Annotated in this window: 17 protein-coding genes, 3 tRNA genes and 3 pseudogenes; 20 read left to right on the top strand and 3 right to left on the bottom strand. The window is 66.5% G+C overall.

Annotated features, from left to right (window positions below):
- From FV220_RS17225 to FV220_RS17195, 7 genes are all read left to right on the top strand, one after another.
- The coding region (locus FV220_RS17225; protein WP_246689479.1) for an SRPBCC family protein at positions 1-692 on the top strand (692 nt) is incomplete at its 5' end.
- A 56-nt stretch (positions 693-748) separates the two neighbouring features.
- Positions 749-1900 (top strand): ABC transporter substrate-binding protein, encoded by a 1152-nt coding sequence (locus FV220_RS17220; protein WP_147832678.1) that lies wholly within the window; start codon positions 749-751, stop codon positions 1898-1900.
- 370 nt (positions 1901-2270) lie between these two features.
- The gene (locus FV220_RS17215; RefSeq protein WP_056433983.1) at positions 2271-3143 is read left to right on the top strand and encodes a branched-chain amino acid ABC transporter permease; all 873 of its coding nucleotides are present in this window, start codon (positions 2271-2273) and stop codon (positions 3141-3143) included.
- Positions 3140-4171, top strand: coding sequence for a branched-chain amino acid ABC transporter permease (locus FV220_RS17210; RefSeq protein ID WP_147832677.1), 1032 nt, complete (start codon positions 3140-3142; stop codon positions 4169-4171). The genes FV220_RS17215 and FV220_RS17210 overlap by 4 nt, the downstream gene beginning before the upstream one ends.
- The gene (locus FV220_RS17205) at positions 4168-4983 is read left to right on the top strand and encodes an ABC transporter ATP-binding protein (RefSeq protein WP_187273441.1); all 816 of its coding nucleotides are present in this window, start codon (positions 4168-4170) and stop codon (positions 4981-4983) included. Before FV220_RS17210 ends, FV220_RS17205 begins: the two co-directional genes overlap by 4 nt.
- Complete coding sequence (locus tag FV220_RS17200; RefSeq protein ID WP_018042461.1) at positions 4976-5680, top strand: ABC transporter ATP-binding protein; 705 nt, start codon at positions 4976-4978, stop codon at positions 5678-5680. The genes FV220_RS17205 and FV220_RS17200 overlap by 8 nt, the downstream gene beginning before the upstream one ends.
- Positions 5652-6002 (top strand): Rieske (2Fe-2S) protein, encoded by a 351-nt coding sequence (locus tag FV220_RS17195; protein WP_056141955.1) that lies wholly within the window; start codon positions 5652-5654, stop codon positions 6000-6002. The genes FV220_RS17200 and FV220_RS17195 overlap by 29 nt, the downstream gene beginning before the upstream one ends.
- A 170-nt stretch (positions 6003-6172) precedes the next feature.
- Here the strand turns inward: FV220_RS17195 and FV220_RS17190 are convergent, their stop codons facing one another.
- Positions 6173-6919, bottom strand: coding sequence for a phosphotransferase (locus FV220_RS17190; protein ID WP_238254161.1), 747 nt, complete (start codon positions 6917-6919; stop codon positions 6173-6175).
- A gap of 73 nt (positions 6920-6992) precedes the next feature.
- Here FV220_RS17190 and FV220_RS17185 point away from each other — a divergent pair.
- A pseudogene (locus tag FV220_RS17185) lies at positions 6993-8199 on the top strand (IS3 family transposase).
- 31 nt (positions 8200-8230) lie between these two features.
- Positions 8231-8695: pseudogene (locus FV220_RS17180) on the top strand (integrase core domain-containing protein); the annotation flags it as partial.
- A gap of 227 nt (positions 8696-8922) precedes the next feature.
- Here the strand turns inward: FV220_RS17180 and FV220_RS17175 are convergent.
- Positions 8923-8996, bottom strand: a tRNA-Gln gene (locus FV220_RS17175).
- 742 nt (positions 8997-9738) lie between these two features.
- Between FV220_RS17175 and glpD the strand changes: the two genes are divergently transcribed.
- Complete coding sequence (gene glpD / locus FV220_RS17170; RefSeq protein ID WP_147832675.1) at positions 9739-11253, top strand: glycerol-3-phosphate dehydrogenase; 1515 nt, start codon at positions 9739-9741, stop codon at positions 11251-11253.
- Between the two features lie 97 nt (positions 11254-11350).
- A complete protein-coding gene (glpK, locus tag FV220_RS17165; RefSeq protein ID WP_147832674.1) occupies positions 11351-12856 on the top strand; it encodes a glycerol kinase GlpK in 1506 nt (501 codons plus the stop codon).
- A gap of 57 nt (positions 12857-12913) precedes the next feature.
- Here the strand turns inward: glpK and FV220_RS17160 are convergent.
- Positions 12914-12987, bottom strand: a tRNA-Cys gene (locus FV220_RS17160).
- Positions 12988-13193: 206 nt separating this feature from the next.
- On the opposite strand from FV220_RS17160, the gene FV220_RS17155 reads away from it, so the two are divergent.
- The 9 genes and pseudogenes from FV220_RS17155 to FV220_RS25820 all read left to right on the top strand — a co-directional run.
- A tRNA-Asn gene (locus FV220_RS17155) sits at positions 13194-13269 on the top strand.
- Positions 13270-13633: 364 nt separating this feature from the next.
- Positions 13634-14935, top strand: a complete 1302-nt coding sequence (locus FV220_RS17150; protein WP_238254163.1) for a glycosyltransferase family 1 protein — start codon at positions 13634-13636, stop codon at positions 14933-14935.
- 393 nt (positions 14936-15328) lie between these two features.
- Positions 15329-17533, top strand: a complete 2205-nt coding sequence (locus tag FV220_RS17145) for a polysaccharide pyruvyl transferase family protein (protein ID WP_056141971.1) — start codon at positions 15329-15331, stop codon at positions 17531-17533.
- Between the two features lie 214 nt (positions 17534-17747).
- On the top strand, positions 17748-19061 hold the full coding sequence (locus FV220_RS17140) for a glycosyltransferase (RefSeq protein ID WP_238254165.1): 1314 nt from the start codon (positions 17748-17750) through the stop codon (positions 19059-19061).
- Between the two features lie 71 nt (positions 19062-19132).
- The gene (locus FV220_RS17135; RefSeq protein ID WP_147832673.1) at positions 19133-20134 is read left to right on the top strand and encodes an NAD-dependent epimerase/dehydratase family protein; all 1002 of its coding nucleotides are present in this window, start codon (positions 19133-19135) and stop codon (positions 20132-20134) included.
- 141 nt (positions 20135-20275) lie between these two features.
- Positions 20276-20518 carry a hypothetical protein gene (locus FV220_RS17130; protein ID WP_056141980.1) on the top strand — a complete coding sequence of 81 codons (243 nt, stop codon included), beginning with the start codon at positions 20276-20278 and terminating at the stop codon, positions 20516-20518.
- Positions 20519-20634: 116 nt separating this feature from the next.
- Positions 20635-20961: a hypothetical protein gene (locus tag FV220_RS17125; RefSeq protein WP_018043850.1), complete on the top strand. Its 327-nt coding sequence runs from the start codon at positions 20635-20637 to the stop codon at positions 20959-20961.
- A 60-nt stretch (positions 20962-21021) separates the two neighbouring features.
- A complete protein-coding gene (locus FV220_RS17120; protein WP_147832672.1) occupies positions 21022-21558 on the top strand; it encodes a hypothetical protein in 537 nt (178 codons plus the stop codon).
- 354 nt (positions 21559-21912) lie between these two features.
- Positions 21913-22230, top strand: a pseudogene (locus tag FV220_RS25820) (hypothetical protein); the annotation flags it as partial.

Raw genomic sequence — 22230 nt, 5'->3', positions numbered from 1 at the left:
GCCTCGGCCCCGTCGGCGCGCGCCTCGGCACATCGTCCGGCCCGGCATCGGATGCGGCCCGCACGCCCCTACGGCCCGTCGCGCAGGCCGAGACCGCACCGTCGATTGCCGATCTCGACGGCGATTTCGTGCCCGCGCACCGGTTCGACCAGGCCTTCACCGTGGCGCACCCGCCCGACACCGTTTTCGCCTTACTCGGCGACGTCGAGGCCGTGGCCGCCTGCCTGCCCGGCGCCATGCTGACGGGCCAGCCGACTCCGGACGCCGTCGAGGGCGCGCTTCAAGTGCGGATCGGGCCGATCGCCGCGCGCTTTCGCGGTCGCGCCCGGATCTTTCGCGATGAGGCGGTTCGCACGGGACGCATCCTCGGGGCCGGCAGCGACGCGGGCGGACGCTCCGCCACGCAGGGCGAGATCCGCTACCGCGTCGGACCGGGCGAGATCCCCGGTACCGCCCGGATCGATCTCGCCGTCGGCTACACCCTCCAGGGGCCGTTGGCGCAGTTCGGGCGGCCGGGGCTCGTGCGCGACCTCGCCGGACGCCTCGGGGCCGACTTCGCCGCGAACCTCGAAGCCCGGCTCTCCGGTGCGCCGGTCCCGGCCGCCACGGGCCTCAACCCCCTGCGCCTGCTCCTCACGATGTTGACGACCTCCCTGCGCCGGCGCCTCGCCGCATGGGGCCGCCGTCCCTGACCGTCGCCTCCTCCCCGCGATCCTGCCCGCGATCCTGCCAAAGACCGGAGACCACCATGACGCGCAGCCACACGATCCCCGCTCTGACCCTCGCCTTCGTCCTGTCGGCGGGGGTGGCCCACGCGCAGGCCATCCGGATCGGCGTCAACGAGCCCCTGACCGGACCCTTTGCGGCGTCGGGCACCTACGTGGTCAATGGCGCCAGGATCGCCGCCGACGAGATCAACGCCAAGGGCGGTGTCTTGGGACGTAAGCTCGAACTCGTCGTCGAGGACAACAAGAGCAACCCCACAGAAGCGGCGGCGGTGGCCGAAAAACTCATCACCAGCGACAAGACCCCGGTGCTGATGGGCGCCTGGGGGTCCAGCCTGACGCTCGCGGTGATGCCCAAGCTCGCCGATTACGAGACCGCGATGCTGGTGGAGACCTCGTCGTCGGGCAAGATCACCACCTCGGGCAACCCCTACGTCTTCCGCATCTCCCCGCCCTCGGCCCTCGAAGCCGAGGCCTTCGCGCCGATGGTCGAAAAGCTCGGCCTGAAGAAGGTCGATTTCCTGGCCATCAACAACGACTGGGGCCGGGGGGCGGCGGCCGATTTCGGCAAGATGCTCAAGGGCAAGGGTGTCACGGTCGGCCTCGTGGAGACCATGGACCAGGGCGCGCAGGACATGAGCGCCCAACTCTCCAAGCTGAAGGGCTCGGATGCCGACACGCTTCTGATCACGGCCGCCGTCGATCAACTGACGCTCCTGTTCAAGCAGATGGCGGCGCTCGGCCTCAAAAAGCGGATCATCACCACCGGCGGCTCCCAGAATCCGGACCAGATCATCGCCCAGGCGGGTGCTGCCGCCGAGGGGACGATGCATCTCACCACCTTCCTGCCCTGGTACCCGGAGAAGACCCCGAACCCGACGGCCACCGCCTACTTCATCGGCGAGTGGAAGAAGCGCGGCTTCGAGTTCGCCGGCGTCACCGAGAGCTTTCGCGGCTACGACGGCATCCGCGCCATCGCGGCGGCCATCGAGAAGGGCGGCGCCGCCGATGCGGCCTCGATCAAGAAGGGCTTCTGGTCGGTCGATTTTACCGGCCTCAACGGCCCGATCCGCTTCGCCAAGTCCGGCCCCGTCGGGTCCGAGAGCGGCCAGAGCAAGCCCGACGTCTACCTCGTCAAGATCGACGGCGGAAAAGTCGTGGTGCCGACGCTCTAGCCGCGCGCATGCCTCCCGGCTCGCACCCCTCGGGTATCACATGCGGAACAGGCTCTCCTCCTTAGGGCTACTGGATTCCCCATCTGTTTTTGCAGGCAGAGCGCGTCCCTCTCCCCCTTGTGGGGAGAGGTTAGGAGTGGGGGTGGCTCCGCTAGCCCCCGCAAGCTGAGGGTCGCTCAACCACCCCCACCTCCAACTCCTCCCCACAAGCTCGACGGATCTCGGGCAGGCCCGAGATCCGCTGGGGAGGAGGGCCGCCCATCCCGCGCAATTGCCGTCACGCTGACGGACAGGGATCCGCGCCAAGCTTGCTGACTCTGCACTGACGCTCAGCCGACGACCGTATCACCTGCTTACAGGCGAGGCCTCGATGACCGAATTCCTGCAGCACCTCCTCAACACCTTGGTCCTGGGGGGAACCTATGCCCTGCTCGGCATCGGGCTGACCCTGATCTTCGGGATCATGAACGTGGTGAACTTCACCCACGGGGCGCTCTACACGGTGGGCGCCTACGTCATGTACCTCGCCGTCACGGCCCTCGGGCTCGGCTTCTTCGCCGCCCTGCCGACCGCGATCCTCGGCGGCCTCCTGCTCGGCGCAATCCTCGACCTCGTGCTGCTGCGGCCGTTGCGCGGCGCGGACATGGACACGACCATGCTGGTGATGATCGGGGCCGGCATCGTCCTGCAATCGGGCACGCTCTGGCTGTTCGGCGGTGTCGCCAAATCGATCCCGACCCCTTTCCCGGATGCGCCCCTTCAACTCGGACCCGTCTCGGTGTCGTGGTTGCGGCTGTTCGTGCTGGGCGCGGCCCTCGCGCTGATCGGGCTGACTTACTGGCTCATCAACCGGACCCGCCTCGGCCTCGCCATGCGGGCGACCTTCCAGGACCACGACACCGCCTCGCTGATGGGGGTCAACGTGCGGCTCGTCTACACCGCGACTTTCGCCATCGGCTCCAGCCTCGCGGCGGCGGCCGGCGCGCTCCTCGGGCCGGTCTACGTGGTGTTTCCGCAGATGGGCGGGATGGCCGAGCTGAAGGCCTTCGCCATCGTGATTCTCGGCGGCCTCGGCAACATTACCGGGGCGGCCATCGGTGGCTTCATCCTGGCGCTCGCCGAGGAACTGGGCGCCGGCTACATCTCGTCGGGCTACCGGGACGCCATGGGCTTCCTGATCATTATCGCGGTGCTGATCTTCAAGCCAACGGGCCTCTTCGCCAAGGCGGAGCGCATCGGATGACACGGCATCTCCCCGCTCTCACCCTCCTGGCGGCGCTGGCCGCCCTGCCCTTCGCGCTGGGCCACGACCCCTACCTGCTCAACGCGCTGATTACGACGGGCATCGTCACCATCGCTGCCATGAGCCTGAACCTGTTGCTCGGCTTCACCGGGCAGCTCAGCCTTGGGCACATCGCCTTCTTCGGCATCGGTGCCTACGTCAGCGCCCTCACGAGCCTCGGCTTCGACGTAGAGCTGCTCTGGGGCCTTCGCATCGTACACGAGCCCTGGCCGCCTGTGGTGGGCTTCGGCCTCGCCGTGCTGGCGACGGCCGGCTGCGGCTACCTCGTCGGTCGCCTCTCCTTCCGGGTGCGGGGTGCCTATTTCGTCATCGTGACGATCTCCTTCGCCGAGGTGGTGCGCCTCGTCGCCCTCAACTGGGTGGAGCTGACCCAAGGCCCCCTGGCGCTGACGGGCATCCCGCCCTTCAGCCTCGGCTTGCCCGGCCTCGGCTCCGTCACCCTGCGGACGAAGATGCAGAATTACTATCTCGTCCTCGTGGTCGGCACGCTCTGCTACGCCCTCATCTCCCTCCTCGTCCGATCGCGCTTCGGCCGGGCCATGCGGGGCCTGAAGGAGAACGAGTCCCTGGCCCTCTCGGTCGGCATCAACGCCACCCGGACCCTGACCCTCGCGGCGGTGATCTCGGCGGCAATGGCGGGGGCAGCCGGCAGTCTCTACGCCCATTACCTGCGCATCATCGACCCCGACGTGTTCCTGTTCTCCACCACGGTGACCATGGTCATCATGGTGGTGGGCGGCGGCAAGGGCACGCTGCTCGGCCCCGTCGTCGGCGGCCTGATCTTCGGCCTGCTCCCCGTCGCCCTGCGTCCGGTCATGGTCCCTGAGGCGCAGTGGATGGTGTTCGGCCTCGTGCTGATCGTGATCCAGTTCGTCATGCCCCGGGGCATCGTGCCGGGCCTCGCTCGCCTCGCCACGCGCCGCCGCGCTTCGGAACCCGCCCGCGTTCCCGTGGAGGTCAGGCCATGAGCGAGATCCGCGCTCCCATCCTGTCGGTGGACCATGTCGGCGTGCGCTTCGGCGGCCTCGTCGCCATCGCCGACCTGCATTTCGACGTCCATCCCGGCGAGATCGTCAGCCTGATCGGCCCGAACGGGGCCGGCAAGACGACGGCCTTCAACGTGATGACGGGCTTCCTGAAGCCCAGCCAGGGTCAGGTCCGGTTCCGCGGCACCGGCCTCCAGGGGTTGCAGCCCCACGAGATCGTCCGTCTCGGCCTAAGTCGGACGTTTCAGCGTACCAGCGTGTTCCCCGACGACACCGTGTTCGACAACGTGATGATCGGCCTGCATCGGCGGGGCCGCACGCGGCTGGTCGACACGCTGCTCGGGCGGGACCGCGCCGGTGAGGCGGCTCTGCGAGACCGGGCCCGTGAACTCCTCGACTGGGTCGGGCTCTCCGGCCGGTCCCAGGACAAGGCCGGGTCGCTGGCCTATGGCGAGCAGCGCCTCGTCGGGGTCGCGCTGGCGCTGGCCACGGAGCCCGCCATGCTGCTCCTCGACGAACCGGTTTCCGGCATGAACGCCTCCGAGACCCAGGTCTTCGTGCGCCTGATCCGCTCGATCCGCGAGCGCGGCGTCACCGTCCTCCTCGTCGAGCATGACATGCCGATGGTCATGGAGGTCTCCGACCGGATCGTGGTGCTGAATTACGGCCGCCTCATCGCCGAGGGGCCGCCGGCGGCGATCCGATCCGATCCGACCGTGATCGAAGCCTATCTCGGCCAGGGCAGTGCCGCCCGCGAAGCCGCACAGGCCGCCAGGGAGACGAACGATGCTTGAGATCCGGGATCTCGTCTGCGGCTACGGCGCGGTAACGGCCCTGAAGGGGCTCTCGCTCAAGGTGGACGAAGGGCAGCTCGTGGCCCTGGTGGGGGCCAACGGCGCCGGCAAGTCGACGACGCTCCGGGCGGTGTCGGGGCTCATTCCGGCGCGCTCGGGCAGCATCCACTTCGCCGGCCGGGACATCACCGGCACCGACCCGCGCAAGGTGCTGGCCCAGGGCATCGCCCATTGCCCGGAGGGGCGGCGGGTCTTTCCGCAAATGAGCGTCGCGGAGAACCTCGCCATGGGCGCCTACCTGCGGCGCGATCCGGCCGGGGTGTCCGCCGATCTCGCGCGCATCTACGGCGAGTTCCCGCGCCTCGCCGAGCGCAAGCACCAAGCCGCCGGCACCCTTTCGGGGGGCGAGCAGCAGATGCTGGCGATCGGCCGCGCGCTGATGTCCCGTCCCCGGCTCGTCCTGTTCGACGAGCCCTCCCTGGGCCTTGCCCCCAACATCGTCGAGCGCATGTTCGCCGTCATCCGGGCGATCTGCGACACCGGCACCACGGTCCTCCTCGTGGAGCAGAACGCCTTCGCGGCCCTGGAACTCTGCGACTACGCCTACCTCTTGGAGACCGGCCGGATCGTGCTGGCGGGAACAGGCTCGACGTTGATCGCGGATCCTCATGTGCGCCAAGCCTATCTCGGCGGCTGACAGCGGGCGCTGGGTTCACGTCTGCCGTATCGAGGCGCTCGCCGGCAATGCGATCATCCCGGTCTTCGTGGCGGGCCGTCATCTCGTCCTCGTGCAGGACGGCGACGGGATCTTCGCCGCGGAACGGGCCTGCCCGCATGAGGGGGCGGATCTCGCCCTGGGCCATTGCTCCGGAGGGCGCCTGTTCTGCCCGCGGCACCTGGCATGGTTCGCGCTCGCGACCGGTGCCGTCTCGGCGGGATGGTCCTTTCGTGCTCTTCGCACCTACCCGACCCGCAGGGAGGGGGAGGATATCCAAGTTCTGATCGAGTTCCGTGGATGAGGGTGACGAAGGGTGCAGGCCGGTGACGAAACACGTGGTCCTGTAGAAGGGGGATGACCGAGACTGCACCGTTGGCGGACGTGCAGCCCATCTCCTTGTCGAAGGTGGCGGGATCGAGCAACAGGGCTCGAAACGGGCGCTTCGTTCGGCGCGGAGACGGAGCCTTTCGATCAGAGCGCCTTCGGGAAGGCCGGCCAGCATGGATCGTTCATGATCGAACGGGCACGCATGTGCTTCCAGATACCGTACTTGTAGAAGTCGAAGTCGAGGCTGGAGATCGTGTGCTGCACCATCGCCCAAGTCCACCATTTCACATCGGCGAGCGCCTTGTGGACCATCCGGCGAGCGAACGAGGCCTCGTCGTAGCGCCCGAAATACGCCTCGATCAGCTCGCGATCGACACTTTCGGAGGAGAACATCTCTCCGCTCCAGATCGCGAAGTCGTAGAGACGGTCGTTGTTGGACGCGTATTCGAAGTCGATGAGCAGGATGGAGCCGTCCTCGCCGACGAGGAAGTTGCCCGGCATCGGATCGTTGAAGCAGGGTACGAGATCGAGACCGGAGGCTTCGAGCGCCGCCTGTGCCAGGCGAGCCTGGTGGGACAGCCACGCGTGGTCGGGCGGCACGGGCGCCCGAAGTTCCGCCACCTGCCGGTCGTGCTCGGCGATCATGTCGAACACGGTCTTGGTGAGCGGCAGCAGCGGCGCCGCATGGAAGCGGCGATAGACGTCCATCGCCTCGGTCCGCAGGGCGGCGTCGGCAAAGTCGCGGTGGGTCGAGGGGCGCCGGCCATCCACGAACTCGGCGATCTCGATGTCCTGTGCATCGAGATGGTCGAAGGTGCGGGGGGCGAGGCCGATCCCTGCCGGCTGGCGGCGCGGGCGGCGGCGCGGTCGCTCCCTTTCCGCCGTCAGCACCTGTGGGACAGTGATCCTCCCCCGGTTTCGCGGACACCTCTGATACGCTTCTCGCGGGCGGGGAAGGTGTTTGATGGCCAAGACGAGACGCGAGTTTGCTTCGCTGCACCTTTCGGTGTCACCCCGGAGTTCAAACGCGAGGCGGTGGCGCTGCTGGAGAGCAGTGGCCGACCATAGATGCAGATCGCCGCGGAACTTGGGATCCAACCGTCGATGCTGAGGCAATGGCGCACGGCGCTGACGGGCGGCTGCCCGCCACCGCGGCCAGCGGGATTCCCAGGAACCGCGCCGATGAGCCCGGTGTCATCGCCATCCGATCAGGCGGCCGAGATCGCCCGTCTGCGGCGTGAACTCGACCGGACGCGCATGGAGCGCGACGTCCTAGAAAAAGCGATCGGCATCTTCGCGGAGATGCCCAAGTGACGTTCGCTTTCATCGCGCAGCATGCGGGCACCTGGCCGGTGCGTCTCATGTGCCGCGTGCTCGAAGTCTCCCCGAGCGGCTATTACGGCTGGCGATCACGCCCCGAGAGTGCCCGGTCGGCGTCGAACCGTCAGCTCTTGGCCGACGTCCAGCGTATCCATGCCGGGCATCTCAGGCGCTACGGCGCGCCTCGCGTGCATGCCGCGCTGCGGGCAGAGGGCCGAACGGCCAGTCGCGGGCGGGTGGAACGCCTGATGCGCCGTCACGGCATCAGGGCTCTGGCAGGACGTCAGTTCCGGCCCTGCACGACCGACAGCCGTCATGACCTGCCGATCGCACCGAACCTCCTGAAGCAGCAGTTATCGGCCGCGCTGCCCAATACGGTCTGGCTGGCAGATATCACCTATCTGCCGACCGGAGAGGGCTGGCTTTACCTGGCCGCCGTCCTCGATCTCGCAACCCGCAAGATCGTCGGCTGGTCCATGCGCGAGAACATGCGGACCGAATTGACGTCGGCGGCTCTGATGATGGCCACCCAACGGCAACGACCGGGGGCTGGCCTCATCTGCCACTCGGATCGCGGCAGCCAATACGCCGCCGAAGCCTATCGCAAACAGCTCGCCGACATGAAGGCGACGCCCTCCATGAGCCGGACGGGCTGCTGTTACGACAACGCTCCCATGGAAAGCTTCTTCCACACCCTCAAGCTCGAACTCGTCCGCCAACAACGATGTGCGACCCGGGACGAGGCTCGACGCGACTTGTTCGCCTACATTGAGGGCTACTACAATCGACAGCGCATCCATTCGGCTCTCGGCTACATCACCTCCGAGCAGGCCGAACGGAATACGAGCTAACCCCCGTGTCCGCGAAAGCGGGGGAGGATCACTGTGCACGACGATGCAGGCCAGCGACGTCACCGCCACGCTCGACCTGGCGCTGGGTGCGGCTGGGCTCGATCAGGCGCGGGTGATGCAGCGGCCACGGCTGCTCTCCGATAACGGGCCGAGCTACGTCGCCAGCGACCTGGCCGACTGGCTCGGCATTCGGGGCATGACCCACATCCGCGGTGCGCCATGCCGTCCTCAAACGCAGGGCAGGATCCAGCGTTGGCATCAGACGCTCAAGAACCGCATCCTGCTCGAACACGCCTACCTGCGAGGCGAGCTGGAGACGCAGGTTGCCGATTTCGTCGAACGCGACAACCATGCCCGAGCCCATGAGAGCCTGAGCAACCTCACGCCCGCTGACGTCTACTTCGGACGCGGCGAAGGGATCCTGGCCGAGCGGGAACGCACCAAGCACCAGACCCTGATGGATCGCCGCTTGCGCCACCACGCGCAGGCCGCCTGACCTCATTACCCCAGATGGACCAGAGCCTCCGCTCCTGGATACCGCCGAATGTCCCAAATCATCTGACGACGGACACGTCCACGCAGGACAACATTCGCGATCGGCGCCACTCCGCTCCTTCTGCACCTGGCTGGGTGCCTTGTGTAGCAGCGGTGTGTAGCAACAGGCTCACACCGCAGGGCGACTGCGAGAGGAGCTCAATGATCTGAAGGGCTTAGATGTGACAGTGGCTGGGGGACGAGGATTCGAACCTCGACTAGAGGAGTCAGAGTCCACTGTTCTACCGTTAAACTATCCCCCAACGAACCCGTGAAAGACACGACGTTTTTGCCGCCGTTCTCCGAGCTTGGCCGGAAGCTTCGTGAGCGCTTCCGAACGAGGTTGTTCGCATAAGGCACTGTTCCTGTCCGGTCAACCACCCGAATGAAGCCAAACAGGGCGATCGCTCGAAGGGAAGGAATCCCGGAGCTGCGTTTGGCCGGAGTCACGGGGGGCCTGTCACGTCGGAGCGGCAAGCGGTCCGCACTTTCGGGCCTGCGTCGCCCGTACCCCGTGGAGATGCGGCCCGTGGAGGCGTGCGAGATCGAGGCCTGATGGACGTGCGGGGCAGTCGACCCGCGCATGCTCCGTGCCTCGAGCGGGTTCCCTATGGGCCGGACGCATGGCGGCCGGTCGGCTGCCGGTCGAATGGGGAGGATCGTGCCGGAAGGCCGGCTTGTCGAAACGGATATGCCGTTTTAGCCCTTATATCGAGCGGCGCTGATCCCGACCGATGGTCGTTCTCAGCACGTTCGGCGGACGCCCGCCGCAGCGCAGTCGCGCGGGCGGCCGACGATGAGGTTTCCTCATCGTCGGCCGGTATTAGTGAAAACATCTTGAGGTCCGATGACTTCTCGTGTCGTCTCGATCCGGGCCGGTCGCCGATATCCCCGATCCCGCGATCTCCGGCGCGGGCAACCCTGACGGAGGCGGCCGCGCCGGCTCGACCTGTCCCCCCTCAATTATCGGGAGGGCTTCGAGGATGGGGAGAGAGAGGTCACGGCTTGGACGCGAGCGATTACGATCTCCTCGTCATCGGCGGCGGCATCAACGGCGCGGGCATCGCGCGCGATGCGGCGGGGCGCGGCCTTCGGGTGATGCTCTGCGAGCGCGGGGATCTGGCCGAATTCACCTCGTCCTCCTCCACCAAGCTCATCCATGGCGGCCTGCGCTACCTCGAACATTACGAGTTCCGGCTGGTGCGGGAGGCTCTGGCCGAGCGCGGACGCCTGCTGCGGCTGGCGCCCCACATCATCTGGCCGTTGCGCTTCGTCCTGCCGCATGACGAGGGCCTGCGCCCCGCCTGGATGCTGCGGCTCGGACTGTTCCTCTACGACCATCTCGCCCGCCTGCGCGCCCTTCCCGGCTCCGCCTCGGTGACTCTCCCAGGCTCGGATTTCGGCCTGCCGCTGCAGCCGCGTCTGACGCGGGGCTTCGCCTATTCGGATTGCTGGGTCGAGGACAGCCGCCTCGTGGTGCTCAACGCCATGGATGCGCGCGAGCGCGGGGCCCAGATCCGGACTCGCACCACCGTCGAAGCGGCCCGTCGCGACGGGACATCCTGGGTCGCCACGATCCGCCACATGGGGACTGGCCGCAGCGAGGCCGTGCATGCGGGGATGATCGTCAACGCGGCCGGTCCCTGGGTGAGCGAGACCCTCGGGCACACGCTCGGCCTTGCCAGCCGGGCGGCGGTCAGGCTGGTGAAGGGCAGCCACATCGTCGTCCGCAAGCTCTACGAGGGCGATCACGCCTATATCCTGCAGCAGCCGGACGGGCGCATCGTCTTCGCGATCCCCTACGAGGGCGCTTTCACCCTCATCGGCACCACCGACGTGCCCCATTCCGGCGAACCGGGGTCGGTCCGCATCTCCGAGGACGAGACCCTCTATCTCTGCGACTGCATCAACCGGTCGCTCCGGGCTCGGATCCATCCCTGCGACGTGGTCTGGAGCTTCTCGGGCGTGCGCCCGCTCTTCGACGATGCCGCCGCGAAGGCCTCCGCGGTCACCCGCGACTACGTCCTCGACGTCTCCGACCGGGATGGCCGCCTGCCCGTGCTCTCGGTCTTCGGCGGCAAGATCACCACCTACCGGCGCCTCGCCGAACACGCGTTGGCCAAGCTCGCCCCCTATCGCCCCGGGATGAAGCCCGCCTGGACCGGCGATGCGGTTCTGCCGGGCGGCGACATGCCGGGTGCCGATTTCGAGGGGTTCCTCGCCGACCTCATGGCGCGCAGGCCCTTCCTGCCACCCGCGATGGCACGGCGTCTCGCCCGGGCCTACGGCACGCGCACGGACGGCCTGCTCGGCACGGCTCGGACCCTCGCCGATCTCGGGGCGGATTTCGGGGAAGGGCTCACCGAGGCCGAGGTGGCGTATCTGATCGACCGGGAATGGGCGCGCAGCGCTCAGGACATCCTCTGGCGCCGCTCGAAGCTCGGGCTGCACCTGCCGCCCGAGGGACGGGCGCGGCTCGAAGCCTATATGGAGGCCAAGGCCAAAGCCGAAGCGGCCTGACCGGGGACGCGAACCCGCTTCGCTCTTTGCTGTGTCGCGGGTTTTTATCGCAGAACCGGGGGTCACTTCTGCGAAACCTGCTTAGGGGGAGACGGCCATGTCGCGCTATGTCGGGGCGATCGATCAGGGCACGACCAGCACGCGCTTCATCGTCTTCGATCGCGTCGGCGCGATCATCACGGTCGCCCAGCGCGAGCACGAGCAGATCTACCCCCGACCCGGCCATGTGGAGCACGACGCCAACGAGATCTGGCGCAACACCCGGACCGTGATGCGCGAGGCCCTGGAGACGGCGGGGCTGCAGCCGTCCGATCTCGTTTCCATCGGCATCACCAACCAGCGCGAGACCACCCTGATCTGGGATCGCGCCAGCGGGCGCCCGCTCCACAACGCCCTGGTCTGGCAGGACACGCGGGTAGACGGGCTCGTGGCCGAGTTCGCCCGCGACGGCGGCAAGGATCGTTTCCGTGCGCTCACCGGCCTACCCTTGGCGAGCTATTTCTCCGGCCTCAAGCTCGTCTGGCTCCTCGACCGGGTGCCCGGTGCCCGCGCGGCGGCCGAGGCCGGGGATGTCCTGTTCGGGACCATCGACACCTGGCTCGTCTGGAACCTCACCGGCGGCCCGCAGGGCGGTCTCCACATCACCGACGCGACCAATGCCAGCCGCACCCAGCTCATGGCCCTCGACACCCTCGACTGGGATGCCGGCATGATTTCGGCCTTCGGCATCCCGCGGGCGATGTTGCCGAGGATCGTCTCCTCGAGCATGGTCTATGGCGAGACGCGGGGCGCCCTCCCCGGGGTGCACATCGCCGGCATCCTCGGTGACCAGCAGGCGGCCCTGTTCGGCCAGGCCTGCTTCTCGCCCGGCAAGGCCAAGAACACCTACGGCACCGGCTGCTTCGTGCTGATGAACACCGGGACGGCTCCGGTGCCCTCCACCTGCGGCCTCGTCACCACCCTCGCCTACCGGCTCGGCGACGAGGCGCCGGTCTATGCGCTGGAAGGCTCCATCGCCATCACGGGCGCCCTGGTCCAGTGGCTGCGCGACAATCTCGGCCTCATCCGGGACAGCGCCGAGATCGAGCCCCTCGCCCGCACCGTGGAGGACAATGGCGACGTGTACTTCGTGCCGGCCTTCTCGGGCCTCTACGCGCCGCATTGGCGGGAGAGCGCGCGCGGCATCATCGCCGGCCTCACCCGCTACGCCAACAAGGGTCACATCGCCCGTGCCGCCCTGGAGGCCACCGCCTATCAGACCCGCGAGGTCATCGAGGCGATGGAGACGGATTCCGGAATTGCGATCACGGAACTGCGGGCCGATGGCGGCATGGTCTGCAACGACCTCCTGATGCAGTTCCAGGCGGACCTCCTCGCCGTGCCGGTGCTGCGACCGAAGGTGACGGAGACCACGGCGCTGGGCGCCGCCTACGCGGCGGGGCTCGCCTCGGGATACTGGGCCGGCACCGGCGATCTCGTGGCCAATTGGGGCGTCGACCATCGCTGGCACCCGCGTATGGACGAGGGCCGGCGCAACCGGCTCTACGCCGCCTGGGGCAAGGCGGTGACGCGCTCGTTCGGGTGGACCGAGCCGACGGGATGAAGCGCCCCGGCCATGACCGGGAGCTCTTCCTTGCAAAATAGGGGATCGAGAAAGATTTGGAGGCCTCGCCCGGAATCGAACCGGGGTGCAAGGATTTGCAGTCCTCTGCGTAACCACTCCGCCACGAGGCCTCGGCCACATCCCATCGAGGAAGGAATGGCGCCTCCGGATCGGGCGGGCGATCCGGGGTGACGGGTCTCTTACAGAGCCCGGGCCGGGTCCGCAACGGGGATTCCGCGACAGGAGGCCAAACGGAGGCGAGGCCGTAAACAAAGCCGACAAATATGCGAAGAGGCCTTGCGTCCCGCCAAAGCCGTGTGTAGAGACCCCGCCGTGGTCCCCGATAGCTCAGTTGGTAGAGCAAGCGACTGTTAATCGCTTTGTCGTAGGTTCGAGTCCTACTCGGGGAGCCAAATACCTTCTCCGTTCCCCGGCTGTGCCGGACGAGACGCCGGATGAGGGTGGTGAACCTCTTCTCCCCAGCACTTCCCTTGTCGCCGTGATGCCTGCCATCGAGATCGATGGGGCCGCCTTCGGCCTGACCGGCTATGCGCGGTTGGTGCGATGAAGTAGCCTCGTCCGGCAGTGGGATGAGGTCATAGTTTCGACGCGTCGTGCACGCACTTGGCCACTGCGTTTTTAAAGAGGCGGGGCGTTCCGAACGATGGCGAGAATCGCTGACTCCGGGGGCGGTCAGAGAAGGATGCATGTCATGCGGCGATGCCTGTCCATCGTCGGAACCAAAATGCAGGTTCCATGACGGCTTCGAACATCTTGATGGATTACACGGATCTGGTGTCCTTCTTCAAAAGAGGGCTTCCGATCACGGGGATCCAACGGGTCGTCTACGAAATCACCAGCGCGATCCAGGCGGACGATCTCGACTGCGTCATCACACCGATCGGCATCACGCCCTTCAAGCGGCGGCTCGCTCCCATCAGCGCTCCGATGCTGGAGCTGATCGAGGCGTATGGCCGAACCAACACCGTCCAGGGCCGCTCCCTCGTCGCCAAGGCGGTGGAGGAACTGAGCTATGTCCGCATCTTCAAGAACCAGCCGGCGGCGGCGGCCGACAGTTCCATGCCCCGGTCGGCTCCGTGGCTGGTGATGCTCGGGGCGAGCTGGTCGCGCTCGAACTATGCCGGCATCGTCAGCGCGCTGAAATCCGCCGACATCTCCTGTCGCAAGGCGGTCCTCGTCCACGACATGCTGCCGATCGAGCGGCCCGAGCTCACGTTCCGGTCGGCCCATGCCACGTTCAAGCGCTGGATCGACCTCGTGCTCGAGACGGCGGATGTGATCTTCACGCCGTCCCGCGCCACCGCGGACGCGCTCATTGCCTATCAGGGGTTCGATTGTGGGCGGATCGTGACGCTCAATTTCGGTGTGTCCCAGATCGGCGACAACACCCCGCCGAAGCCGCTGAAGGTCAAGGGACCCTACATCCTCTACGTTTCGTCGGTGCACCCGCGCAAGAATCACCGCGTCGCCATCAAGGCCTGGTCGCTGGCGTTCAAGGGCAACGAGGAGGCGGCCCCGAGCCTCGTCTGCGTCGGGCACAGCAAGCGCAAGAAGCGCATGATGCTGCGCGCCATCGTCAGGCGGACTCCGCTCGCGCGGAAGCTCCACTTTCTCGCCAAGGTCGACGACCTGGCCCTGCGGACGCTCTACAAGAACTGTCAGATGTTCGTGTTTCCGTCCCGCTACGAGGGGTGGGGACTGCCGGTGGCCGAGGCCCTGAGCTTCGGCAAGTTCGGCATCGTCTCGAAAACCACCTCCCTGCCCGAGGTCGGCCAGCATTTCGTCGATTATGCTCTGCCCCATATGACGAGCGAATGGGTCGCCAAGATCAAGGCCTACGCCACCGACCCCGAGTCGCTCCGGGAGAAGGAGCGCGAGATCGACAGGAATTATAGGCCCGCCACCTGGACGGAGACCGGCCGGCAGATCCTGGCGGCCCTGCAGCGCGTGGATGACGAGGCCAAGGCCGCCTCTGTCGCCAAGCGCCCCGCCCCGCCGCGCCGCGTCGCGCCGCAGTCGGACGCGGCGCGGCAGCGCGTCCCTCAGACCACGTCGTGATGGCACTCGTCCCCTCCCCGCCTTTCGTCGGCCGGAGCGAGACCGATGGCATCCCGCGGTTTTGCCGATGCCGCGACCTCTCGGCCTGGACACCCCGCGGAATCAGCCTTAATCAGGCGCACCAATGACTTGGGAGGATTGGCGGGCTTGGCATTCAGGCACTCAAATGCAGGATGACCTCGGCGTCCGCCGACAGGACAGGGTCGGCGAACGCTCCGAACTGCCGGAAATATAGTCACTCGAGCGGCGATGGCATTTTTGCGCAGCCCGTATTCCTGGTTGCGGTGGGACGAATACGAGAGCGTCCTGACGATGCTGGCGGATTTGAATCACACCATTACGATACGATCATTGTTTTCGTTTTAGAGAATCCAAGAACCAAGGACGTGATCTATGGCGACATCCATCACCCGGTACGTGCGTGAGAAAGGCGAGATTCCGCTGGCCTGGGCCGGTTCGACCCTGGACATGAACTATCTCAACTTCGGCGACGCTCTGAGCCCGGTGATGATCGCGCTGCTCTCGGGCAAGCCGATCCGCAGGGCGCCGATGAAGTCGTTCGCGCCTCGCCTGTCCTGCGTCGGTACGATCGGCCACGGTTTCGCCAACGGCGAGGTCTGGTTCTGGGGCACGGGCTGCTCCAACTGGGCCAACCCTTCCGCTCCGGCAGCCGAGAAGAAGCCCTTCGTCCCGTCCCCGGAATCGCATTTCACCGTGACCGCCACCCGCGGCCCGGTCTCGGAATCGCTCCTCTCGGCCAAGACCCTCTCGCATGCCGTTCCGTACGGCGACCCGGTCTGGCTGCTGCCTCGATTTTACAAGCCGACGGTCAAGAAGCGCTACAAGCTCGGCGTCATCCTCCACCTGTCGGAACTCGCCAACCGAGAGATGGAGGCGGTGCCGCGCAAGGAGATCGCGCGGTTCCGGATTCCGGCCGAACTCGCCGACGACATCCATCTCATCACGACCGTCACCGAACTGCATGTCGGTGCGCTTCAGTCGAAGATCGACGAGATCCTGTCCTGCGAGCGCATCGTCTCCACCAGCCTGCACGGCATGGTGATCGCGGAATCCTACGGCATTCCCTGCCTGTATTTCGCGCCGAGCCTGAGCAAGGACGGGCTGCAATCGGTGGAGCTCACCCCCGGTGGCGACGTCGACCTGCGCATCGTCGATCTCTATACCGGCCTCGGCCTGCCGAAGATCGACGTCTACAATCAGCCCCGGCCCAAGCCGAGCGACTGGCCCGCGATCATGAAGGCCATCGACAAGAGCTGGTCGCCCAAGACCTTCGATGGCGATGCCCTGATCAACGCCTTCCCGGTCGATCTGAGCCCCATCTCCGCCGCGCCCGGCGAGACGATCTGGGAGCACAAGGCGCTCACCGACCTGAAACTCCGCCACGATGTCGGCGAGTTGAACCGGCTCGACCGCAAGGAATTTCCGGGAGGAGCCAAGGTGGCCGCCGCCCGATTTCCTGACGAATCTCCCAAAGGCGCTCCCAAGGCCGCTGCGAGAGCTGTGGCCGAAAAGACTGTCTCTGAGCCGGCTGGCGAAGATGCTGCGGCGAAGCTAGAAAAAAAAAAGAGCTCCGTCGCTCTCCTGAAGCGCATTAAATCGACCCTGCCGCCCGGCTCGGTGCCCCTGGCCTGGGCGGCCAGTTCGCCGAAGTTTCCCTACGCTAATTTCGGTGACGCGCTGAGCGCCGTCATGGTCGCCGCCATCTCCGGACGCGTCGTGCGGCATGCGGGCTTCGACAGCAATTCCGAGCGCCTCGTCGCGGTCGGAACCATCGGCCACGCCATCAGCAAGGGCACGGTGCATATGTGGGGCACCGGTCTCGATGCCCAGCGCTGCCCGGGCAATCCGAACCCGGCGCCCTATCAGCGTCCGGCGGGAACCGAGTTCCACGTCCATGCCGTGCGCGGCCCCAAGACCGGCGCCGTACTGAGGGCGCAGGGCATCGCGGTGCCGGAGATCTACGGCGACCCGGTCTACCTGCTGCCCAAGTTCTGGCCCATGGACCATGTGGCGAAGACCCATGAGATCGGCGTTATCGTCCACCTGACCGAGCTCGCCTCCCAGGATCCCGCCGCCACCGTCCTCGACGTGATGACGCGCTACGGCATCCCCCCCGAGCGCAAGGGCGATATCCGGATCATCAACACGATCACCGAACGCGACGCATCGTCCCTGCGCGCCAAGGTCGAGGAGATCGTGTCCTGCCGGCACATCCTCTCTACCTCGCTCCACGGTCTCGTGATCGCGGAATGCTACGGTATTCCCAGCGCCTGGTTCGCCACCTATGGCCAGGGCGAGGGCCGTGAACTCAAGCTCGACGACGATGAGGAGAGGGTCGATCACCGGGTGCGGGATTTCTATCTCGGCGCCGGTGTGACCCGCCTCAACGCCTTCTGCCTGGAGCGGCGCGCCAAGCCCGAATGGGACAAGGCCGTCGACTGGATCAAGGCCACATGGCGGCCCCTGACCTACTCGCCCCAGGCATTGTTCGAAGCCTTCCCGCTGCCGAAGGCGGTCGAGTTCGAGGCGACCCCCTGGCCGGTGGAGCCGAAGGTGCTCAAGGCGCTGAAGTTCTAGGCGCCCGGTCCTACGGGACGAGTCGCATCGTCGAGGCCACGCGGCGATCGAGAAGAGGCGAACTCCGTCCTCCTGGAGGCGTCAGCGCCCGAGGAGGAACGGTGTTCGGACGGCACGAGGGGCCGAGCCACCGGCGCGTGAAATCGCATGTGGTCCGAGTCTTTCATTTCTATCGCCAACGACCCCATCGCAGAACCATCCGAGGAAGTCCGGAATGCCTAAAAGTGTGATGTTGGATGGGTACAATCTCGGCCTGGAGAAGGGGACCGGCGTCGCCACCTACGCGCGCAACCTGAGCTACGAGCTGCACGAGCTCGGCTACCGGACCGATGTCCTCTACGGGACCCGCGCATCTCCGGGCCTCGACCCGCTGCTTCGCGAGATTTCGTTCTTCGATCCGGCGGTGGGTATCCCGCCGCAATGGCTGGTGATCCTGCGCTACCTGCGCGACCAGATGACCTCGCCGCTCGGGCGGCGGGCGGTGAAGGTGCCGATCACCGGCACCGTCATCAGCAAGACGTTTGAATCGCGGATGCCGTATTTCGACCAGATCTGGAACAGCGTGAACCTGTTCGACGTCGCGCTCTCCTATTTCAAGACCTACAATCGCACCCTGCGCGTCAGCGGTCTGCGCACGCCCGACATCATGCACTGGACCTATCCTCTGCCGATCCGGATTCCGGGCGCCAAGAACATCTACACCCTGCACGATCTCGTGCCCCTGCGCCTGCCCTTCACCACCGGCGACATCAAGCGGCGCTACCTGCGCCTGATGCGGCGCATCGTGAAGGATGCCGATCACATCGTCACCGTGTCCGAGACCTCGCGCCGCGACATCATCAACCTGCTCGGCTGCCCCGAGCACCGGATCACCAACACCTACCAGTCGGTGGAAATCCCCAAGAAGTTCTCCGAGAAGCCCGAGGACGTGGTCCGCCGCGAGATCGAGGGCGCCTTCGGCCTGCCGTACAAGGGCTACTTCCTGTTCTTCGGCGCCATCGAGCCCAAGAAGAACGTCGGCCGCCTCGTCGAGGCCTATCTCGCGAGCCAGGTCTCGGCGCCACTCGTCATCGTCGGCGGCGCGGCTTGGAAATCGGATATCGAGTTCAAGTTCATCAATCCGGCGACGAACTCGTATCTCGAGCAGATCGACAACATGACCTACCAGCGCGACCGCATCCGGCGGTTCGACTACGCGCCGTTCTCGCTCCTCGTCAGCCTCATCCGCGGTGCCAAGGGCGTGGTGTTCCCCTCCCTCTACGAAGGTTTCGGCCTTCCCGTGCTGGAGGCCATGCTGCTCGGCACCCCTGTCATCACCTCCAAGGAGGGCTCGACGCCGGAAGTCGCCGGCGACGCGGCCCTGCTGATCAACCCCTACGACACCCGCGACATCGCCGACGCGATCCGCGCGGTGGATTCGGATGCGGACCTGCGCGGGCGCCTCTCCGAAATGGGCAAGGTCCAGGCGGCGAAATACAGCCCCGAGATCTATCGCGGGCGCCTCAAGGAACTCTACGAGCGACTCTGAACGGACCCTTCCGGATCGCCGCCGGCCTCGTCGGCAGGCGGTCCGGGCGACGGTGAGGCCTCGACCCGACAATGGCGATTCTCGTGACCGGAGCCGCGGGCTTCATCGGCTACCATGTGGCCGATCGCCTGCTCGCGCGTGGCGAGACGATCATCGGCATCGACAATCTCAACGATTACTATTCCGTCGCGCTCAAGCGGGACCGGATCGAAGATCTCGCGACGCGCCGGGGCGACGCGTTCCGCTTTCTGCCCATCGACTTCTCCGATCACGAGGCCCTGGACAGGGGGCTGGACGAGCATGGGATCGACAGGATCGTCCATCTCGGCGCGCAGGCCGGGGTGCGCTACTCCATCGAGAACCCGCGCGCCTACGTTCAGGCCAACGTGGTCGGTCACCTCAACATCCTGGAATTCGCGCGCCACCGGGGCGTGGCGCACCTCGCCTATGCCTCGTCCTCCTCGGTCTATGGCGGGAATACCTCCCTGCCCTTCCGGGTCGAGGACCGCGTCGACCATCCGGTCTCGCTCTATGCCGCCACCAAGAAGGCGGACGAGTTGATGAGCGAAACCTACGCCCATCTCTATCGCCTGCCCCAGACCGGACTGCGCTTCTTCACCGTCTACGGGCCATGGGGACGGCCCGACATGGCTCTGTGGCTGTTCGCCAAAGCCATCTTCGCGGGCGAGCCGATCCGCGTGTTCAACGACGGCGCGATGCGACGGGATTTCACTTACATCGATGACATCGTCAGCGGGATCCTCGCCTGCCTCGACAATCCGCCCCCCGATAACGGCGCGGAGAAGGCCGGCGGCAGCCATGCGCCGCACCGGCTCTACAACATCGGCAACAACACGTCCGTGCCGCTCCTGCGCATGATCGACGTGCTGGAGGAGGCCTGCGGGCGCCCTGCGATCCGCCGGTCCGAGCCGATGCAGCCCGGCGACGTGAGGGAGACCTACGCCGATCTCGGCGCCATCGCCCGCGACCTCGGCTATGTCCCGACGACGCCGATCGAAGTCGGAATCCCGGCCTTCGTGCGCTGGTTCAAGGCCTATCACCGCCTCGGCTGACGCCGCCCGCTTCTGCCTGAGGCGCCGATCCGCCGGCGGGACAGTCGTCATACCCCATATGGGGGATGGCAGGATTGAACGGGATGGTAGGGGTTCCGTGATCCAGGGCTGCGATCTTGCCCACCACCATGTGGACCACCGATGTTCATCGATTGCCGCATCACCTACGACCTTCGTTCCGATGACCGGAGCCTCGACAGGTGGACGGTCTTCGACACCAAAACCGGTCGACCGGCATGGGTGAAAGGACTGCGGCAGGTCGGGCTTGCCTTCGCCGTGGCCGACCAACTCGTCGACGCATTGAACGCCATGGAGCGCGCCGCACCGGGATCGTCGGTGACCTGGTCGGACCGCTTGAGCGGGCCGCTGCTCGCCCCCGTGTGATCGGCCGGCGGCTCTCGACACGGGACGGCAACGTAACTTGATCAGGACGAATCCATCTCGTCCCGAGCCCTCCAATGATTTAGGTTGCGGCGTTCGAAACATCGCGATCTGCGTGCATGGAAAAAGCACTTGCTCAGGCCATCAAGGGGCTCGGGAAATTCGGACCGGATGGGCTCGTTTTTTCCGTGATCATCCTGGCGACATTTGGAGCCTTGATCGCCCATGTCGATCCAGCCTGGGCCATCGGCGCGGGATGCCTCTTCTGCATCCTGTGGCTCATCCGCAATTTCGCCACGGCGCGTATCGACCTTCAGGCCAGGAAATCCAGCCTCGAACTGACGGCGAAATCACGCGGCGCGCCCATCGCGGCACAGAAGCCGCGCACGAAGCGGATTCCTCCATCGTCGGCCGGTTCGCCGGACCAGCCCCCTCCGCCGCCCTAGCGCCTCCTCCTGTTTGTCAACGCATAGATTGTGTCATACATCTCGAATATGGTGACCGGCATGCAGGGAACGCCCTTCGTTATCGTCGCGATCTTGGCGCTCACCCTTCTCGTTGCGCGTGAGTTGATCCGCGCGACTCACGACACGCATCGAAAGGCACGTGCCCTGGAGCGAGCAAACGCCGATTTGAATCGGTGTTTCGATGTGACCGAGCGTGCGCTGAAGGATGATCGCGTACCGGATCGCCTCCGAAACCTGTTGCTCGGGCAGGCACATGCATTGTCCGATTTTCAGGCGGGCGAGCGAGTGCTCAAGGCGTTCATCGAGATGCTCCATAGCCGCCGTGACGTTCCGTCCCCAGCCGATCATCCCATCGCACTTGCGGTGGAGGAACTGGCCGCTTCGGATCCCCGCTTGGCCGCCGAGTGCCGGTCGGCATTGGTGGACGGGATGTTGGCGCTGATCCTGATCCATGCCGACGCCTTCAGCATCGATGAAGCCGTCGACGAAGCCGTGCATGAGGCAGCGCGAAACCCATTCAGCGTGCCCGCCGATGTATCCGGAATGTTGGGTGGTTCCGGCTTAGCCGCAGCCTGATCCTACGCTGCCGTTCCAGTGAGGTCCGGCCAGGGCGAAGGCCGGCCGCCACCATCGCGGGGGGGGCGGAAATCGCCTAGCGACGGCCTCTCCGCGTGGCTTCCACCCACTCGACGATGCGGTCTTAAGACAACGCTAACCCTGTTCTTTTACCACGATGGGGTCGGCGAGGAGCCGTCCCGCATTGGTCTGGCCGCGTCCCGAGGGGGCGCGATCCCCCGGGACGATCTTCGGCCGCCGCGTCCGTCGCGCCGGTCCGGGATGCGCGAAGGGACGTCCGTGAAACATCCCGGGCAGCGGTCCTGTCGCGCGCACCGCTCGAGGCGGGGACCCGCGGAGAGACACTCGTCCGTGATGCGTGCAGGGCTGATCGCAGGATGGCGCAGGAGGGGGCTTCACGGCCTGATCCTGACGGCCGCCGTCGCCCTGCCCGGAAGCCAGGCGGAGGCCCAGTCGAGCCCGACGCCGCGACCCGCCACACCGACCTTCGGCAGCACGAATCCATCCTCGGCCACGGGTGCGGGTAGTACGGGCGGCCCGACCCTGCGCGGCAGCGGTCCCTCCGGCGATGCGTCCACCGGCGCCGCCTCCCCGAGCGAGGGCGCTGTCTCACAGACCGATGACGCTTCGGCCGGCACCCCCGCCCGACGGCGCTCCCTCGCGCCTGTGGCG

The sequence above is a fragment of the Methylobacterium sp. WL19 genome (genome assembly GCF_008040005.1).
In the GTDB taxonomy this organism is placed as follows: Bacteria; Pseudomonadota; Alphaproteobacteria; order Rhizobiales; family Beijerinckiaceae; genus Methylobacterium; species Methylobacterium bullatum.
This window is presented reverse-complemented; position numbering and strand designations above follow the sequence as displayed.

What these genes read in the sequence shown, in the direction of transcription:
- FV220_RS17220 (WP_147832678.1), top strand. Translation starts at nt 749, where the DNA reads ATGACGCGCAGCCACACGATCCCCGCTCTGACCCTCGCCTTCGTCCTG.
- FV220_RS17215 (WP_056433983.1), top strand. Translation starts at nt 2,271, where the DNA reads ATGACCGAATTCCTGCAGCACCTCCTCAACACCTTGGTCCTGGGGGGA.
- FV220_RS17210 (WP_147832677.1), top strand. Translation starts at nt 3,140, where the DNA reads ATGACACGGCATCTCCCCGCTCTCACCCTCCTGGCGGCGCTGGCCGCC.
- FV220_RS17205 (WP_187273441.1), top strand. Translation starts at nt 4,168, where the DNA reads ATGAGCGAGATCCGCGCTCCCATCCTGTCGGTGGACCATGTCGGCGTG.
- FV220_RS17200 (WP_018042461.1), top strand. Translation starts at nt 4,976, where the DNA reads ATGCTTGAGATCCGGGATCTCGTCTGCGGCTACGGCGCGGTAACGGCC.
- FV220_RS17195 (WP_056141955.1), top strand. Translation starts at nt 5,652, where the DNA reads ATGTGCGCCAAGCCTATCTCGGCGGCTGACAGCGGGCGCTGGGTTCAC.
- glpK (WP_147832674.1), top strand. Translation starts at nt 11,351, where the DNA reads ATGTCGCGCTATGTCGGGGCGATCGATCAGGGCACGACCAGCACGCGC.
- FV220_RS17150 (WP_238254163.1), top strand. Translation starts at nt 13,634, where the DNA reads ATGGATTACACGGATCTGGTGTCCTTCTTCAAAAGAGGGCTTCCGATC.
- FV220_RS17145 (WP_056141971.1), top strand. Translation starts at nt 15,329, where the DNA reads ATGGCGACATCCATCACCCGGTACGTGCGTGAGAAAGGCGAGATTCCG.
- FV220_RS17140 (WP_238254165.1), top strand. Translation starts at nt 17,748, where the DNA reads ATGCCTAAAAGTGTGATGTTGGATGGGTACAATCTCGGCCTGGAGAAG.
- FV220_RS17135 (WP_147832673.1), top strand. Translation starts at nt 19,133, where the DNA reads ATGGCGATTCTCGTGACCGGAGCCGCGGGCTTCATCGGCTACCATGTG.
- FV220_RS17130 (WP_056141980.1), top strand. Translation starts at nt 20,276, where the DNA reads ATGTTCATCGATTGCCGCATCACCTACGACCTTCGTTCCGATGACCGG.
- FV220_RS17125 (WP_018043850.1), top strand. Translation starts at nt 20,635, where the DNA reads ATGGAAAAAGCACTTGCTCAGGCCATCAAGGGGCTCGGGAAATTCGGA.
- FV220_RS17120 (WP_147832672.1), top strand. Translation starts at nt 21,022, where the DNA reads ATGCAGGGAACGCCCTTCGTTATCGTCGCGATCTTGGCGCTCACCCTT.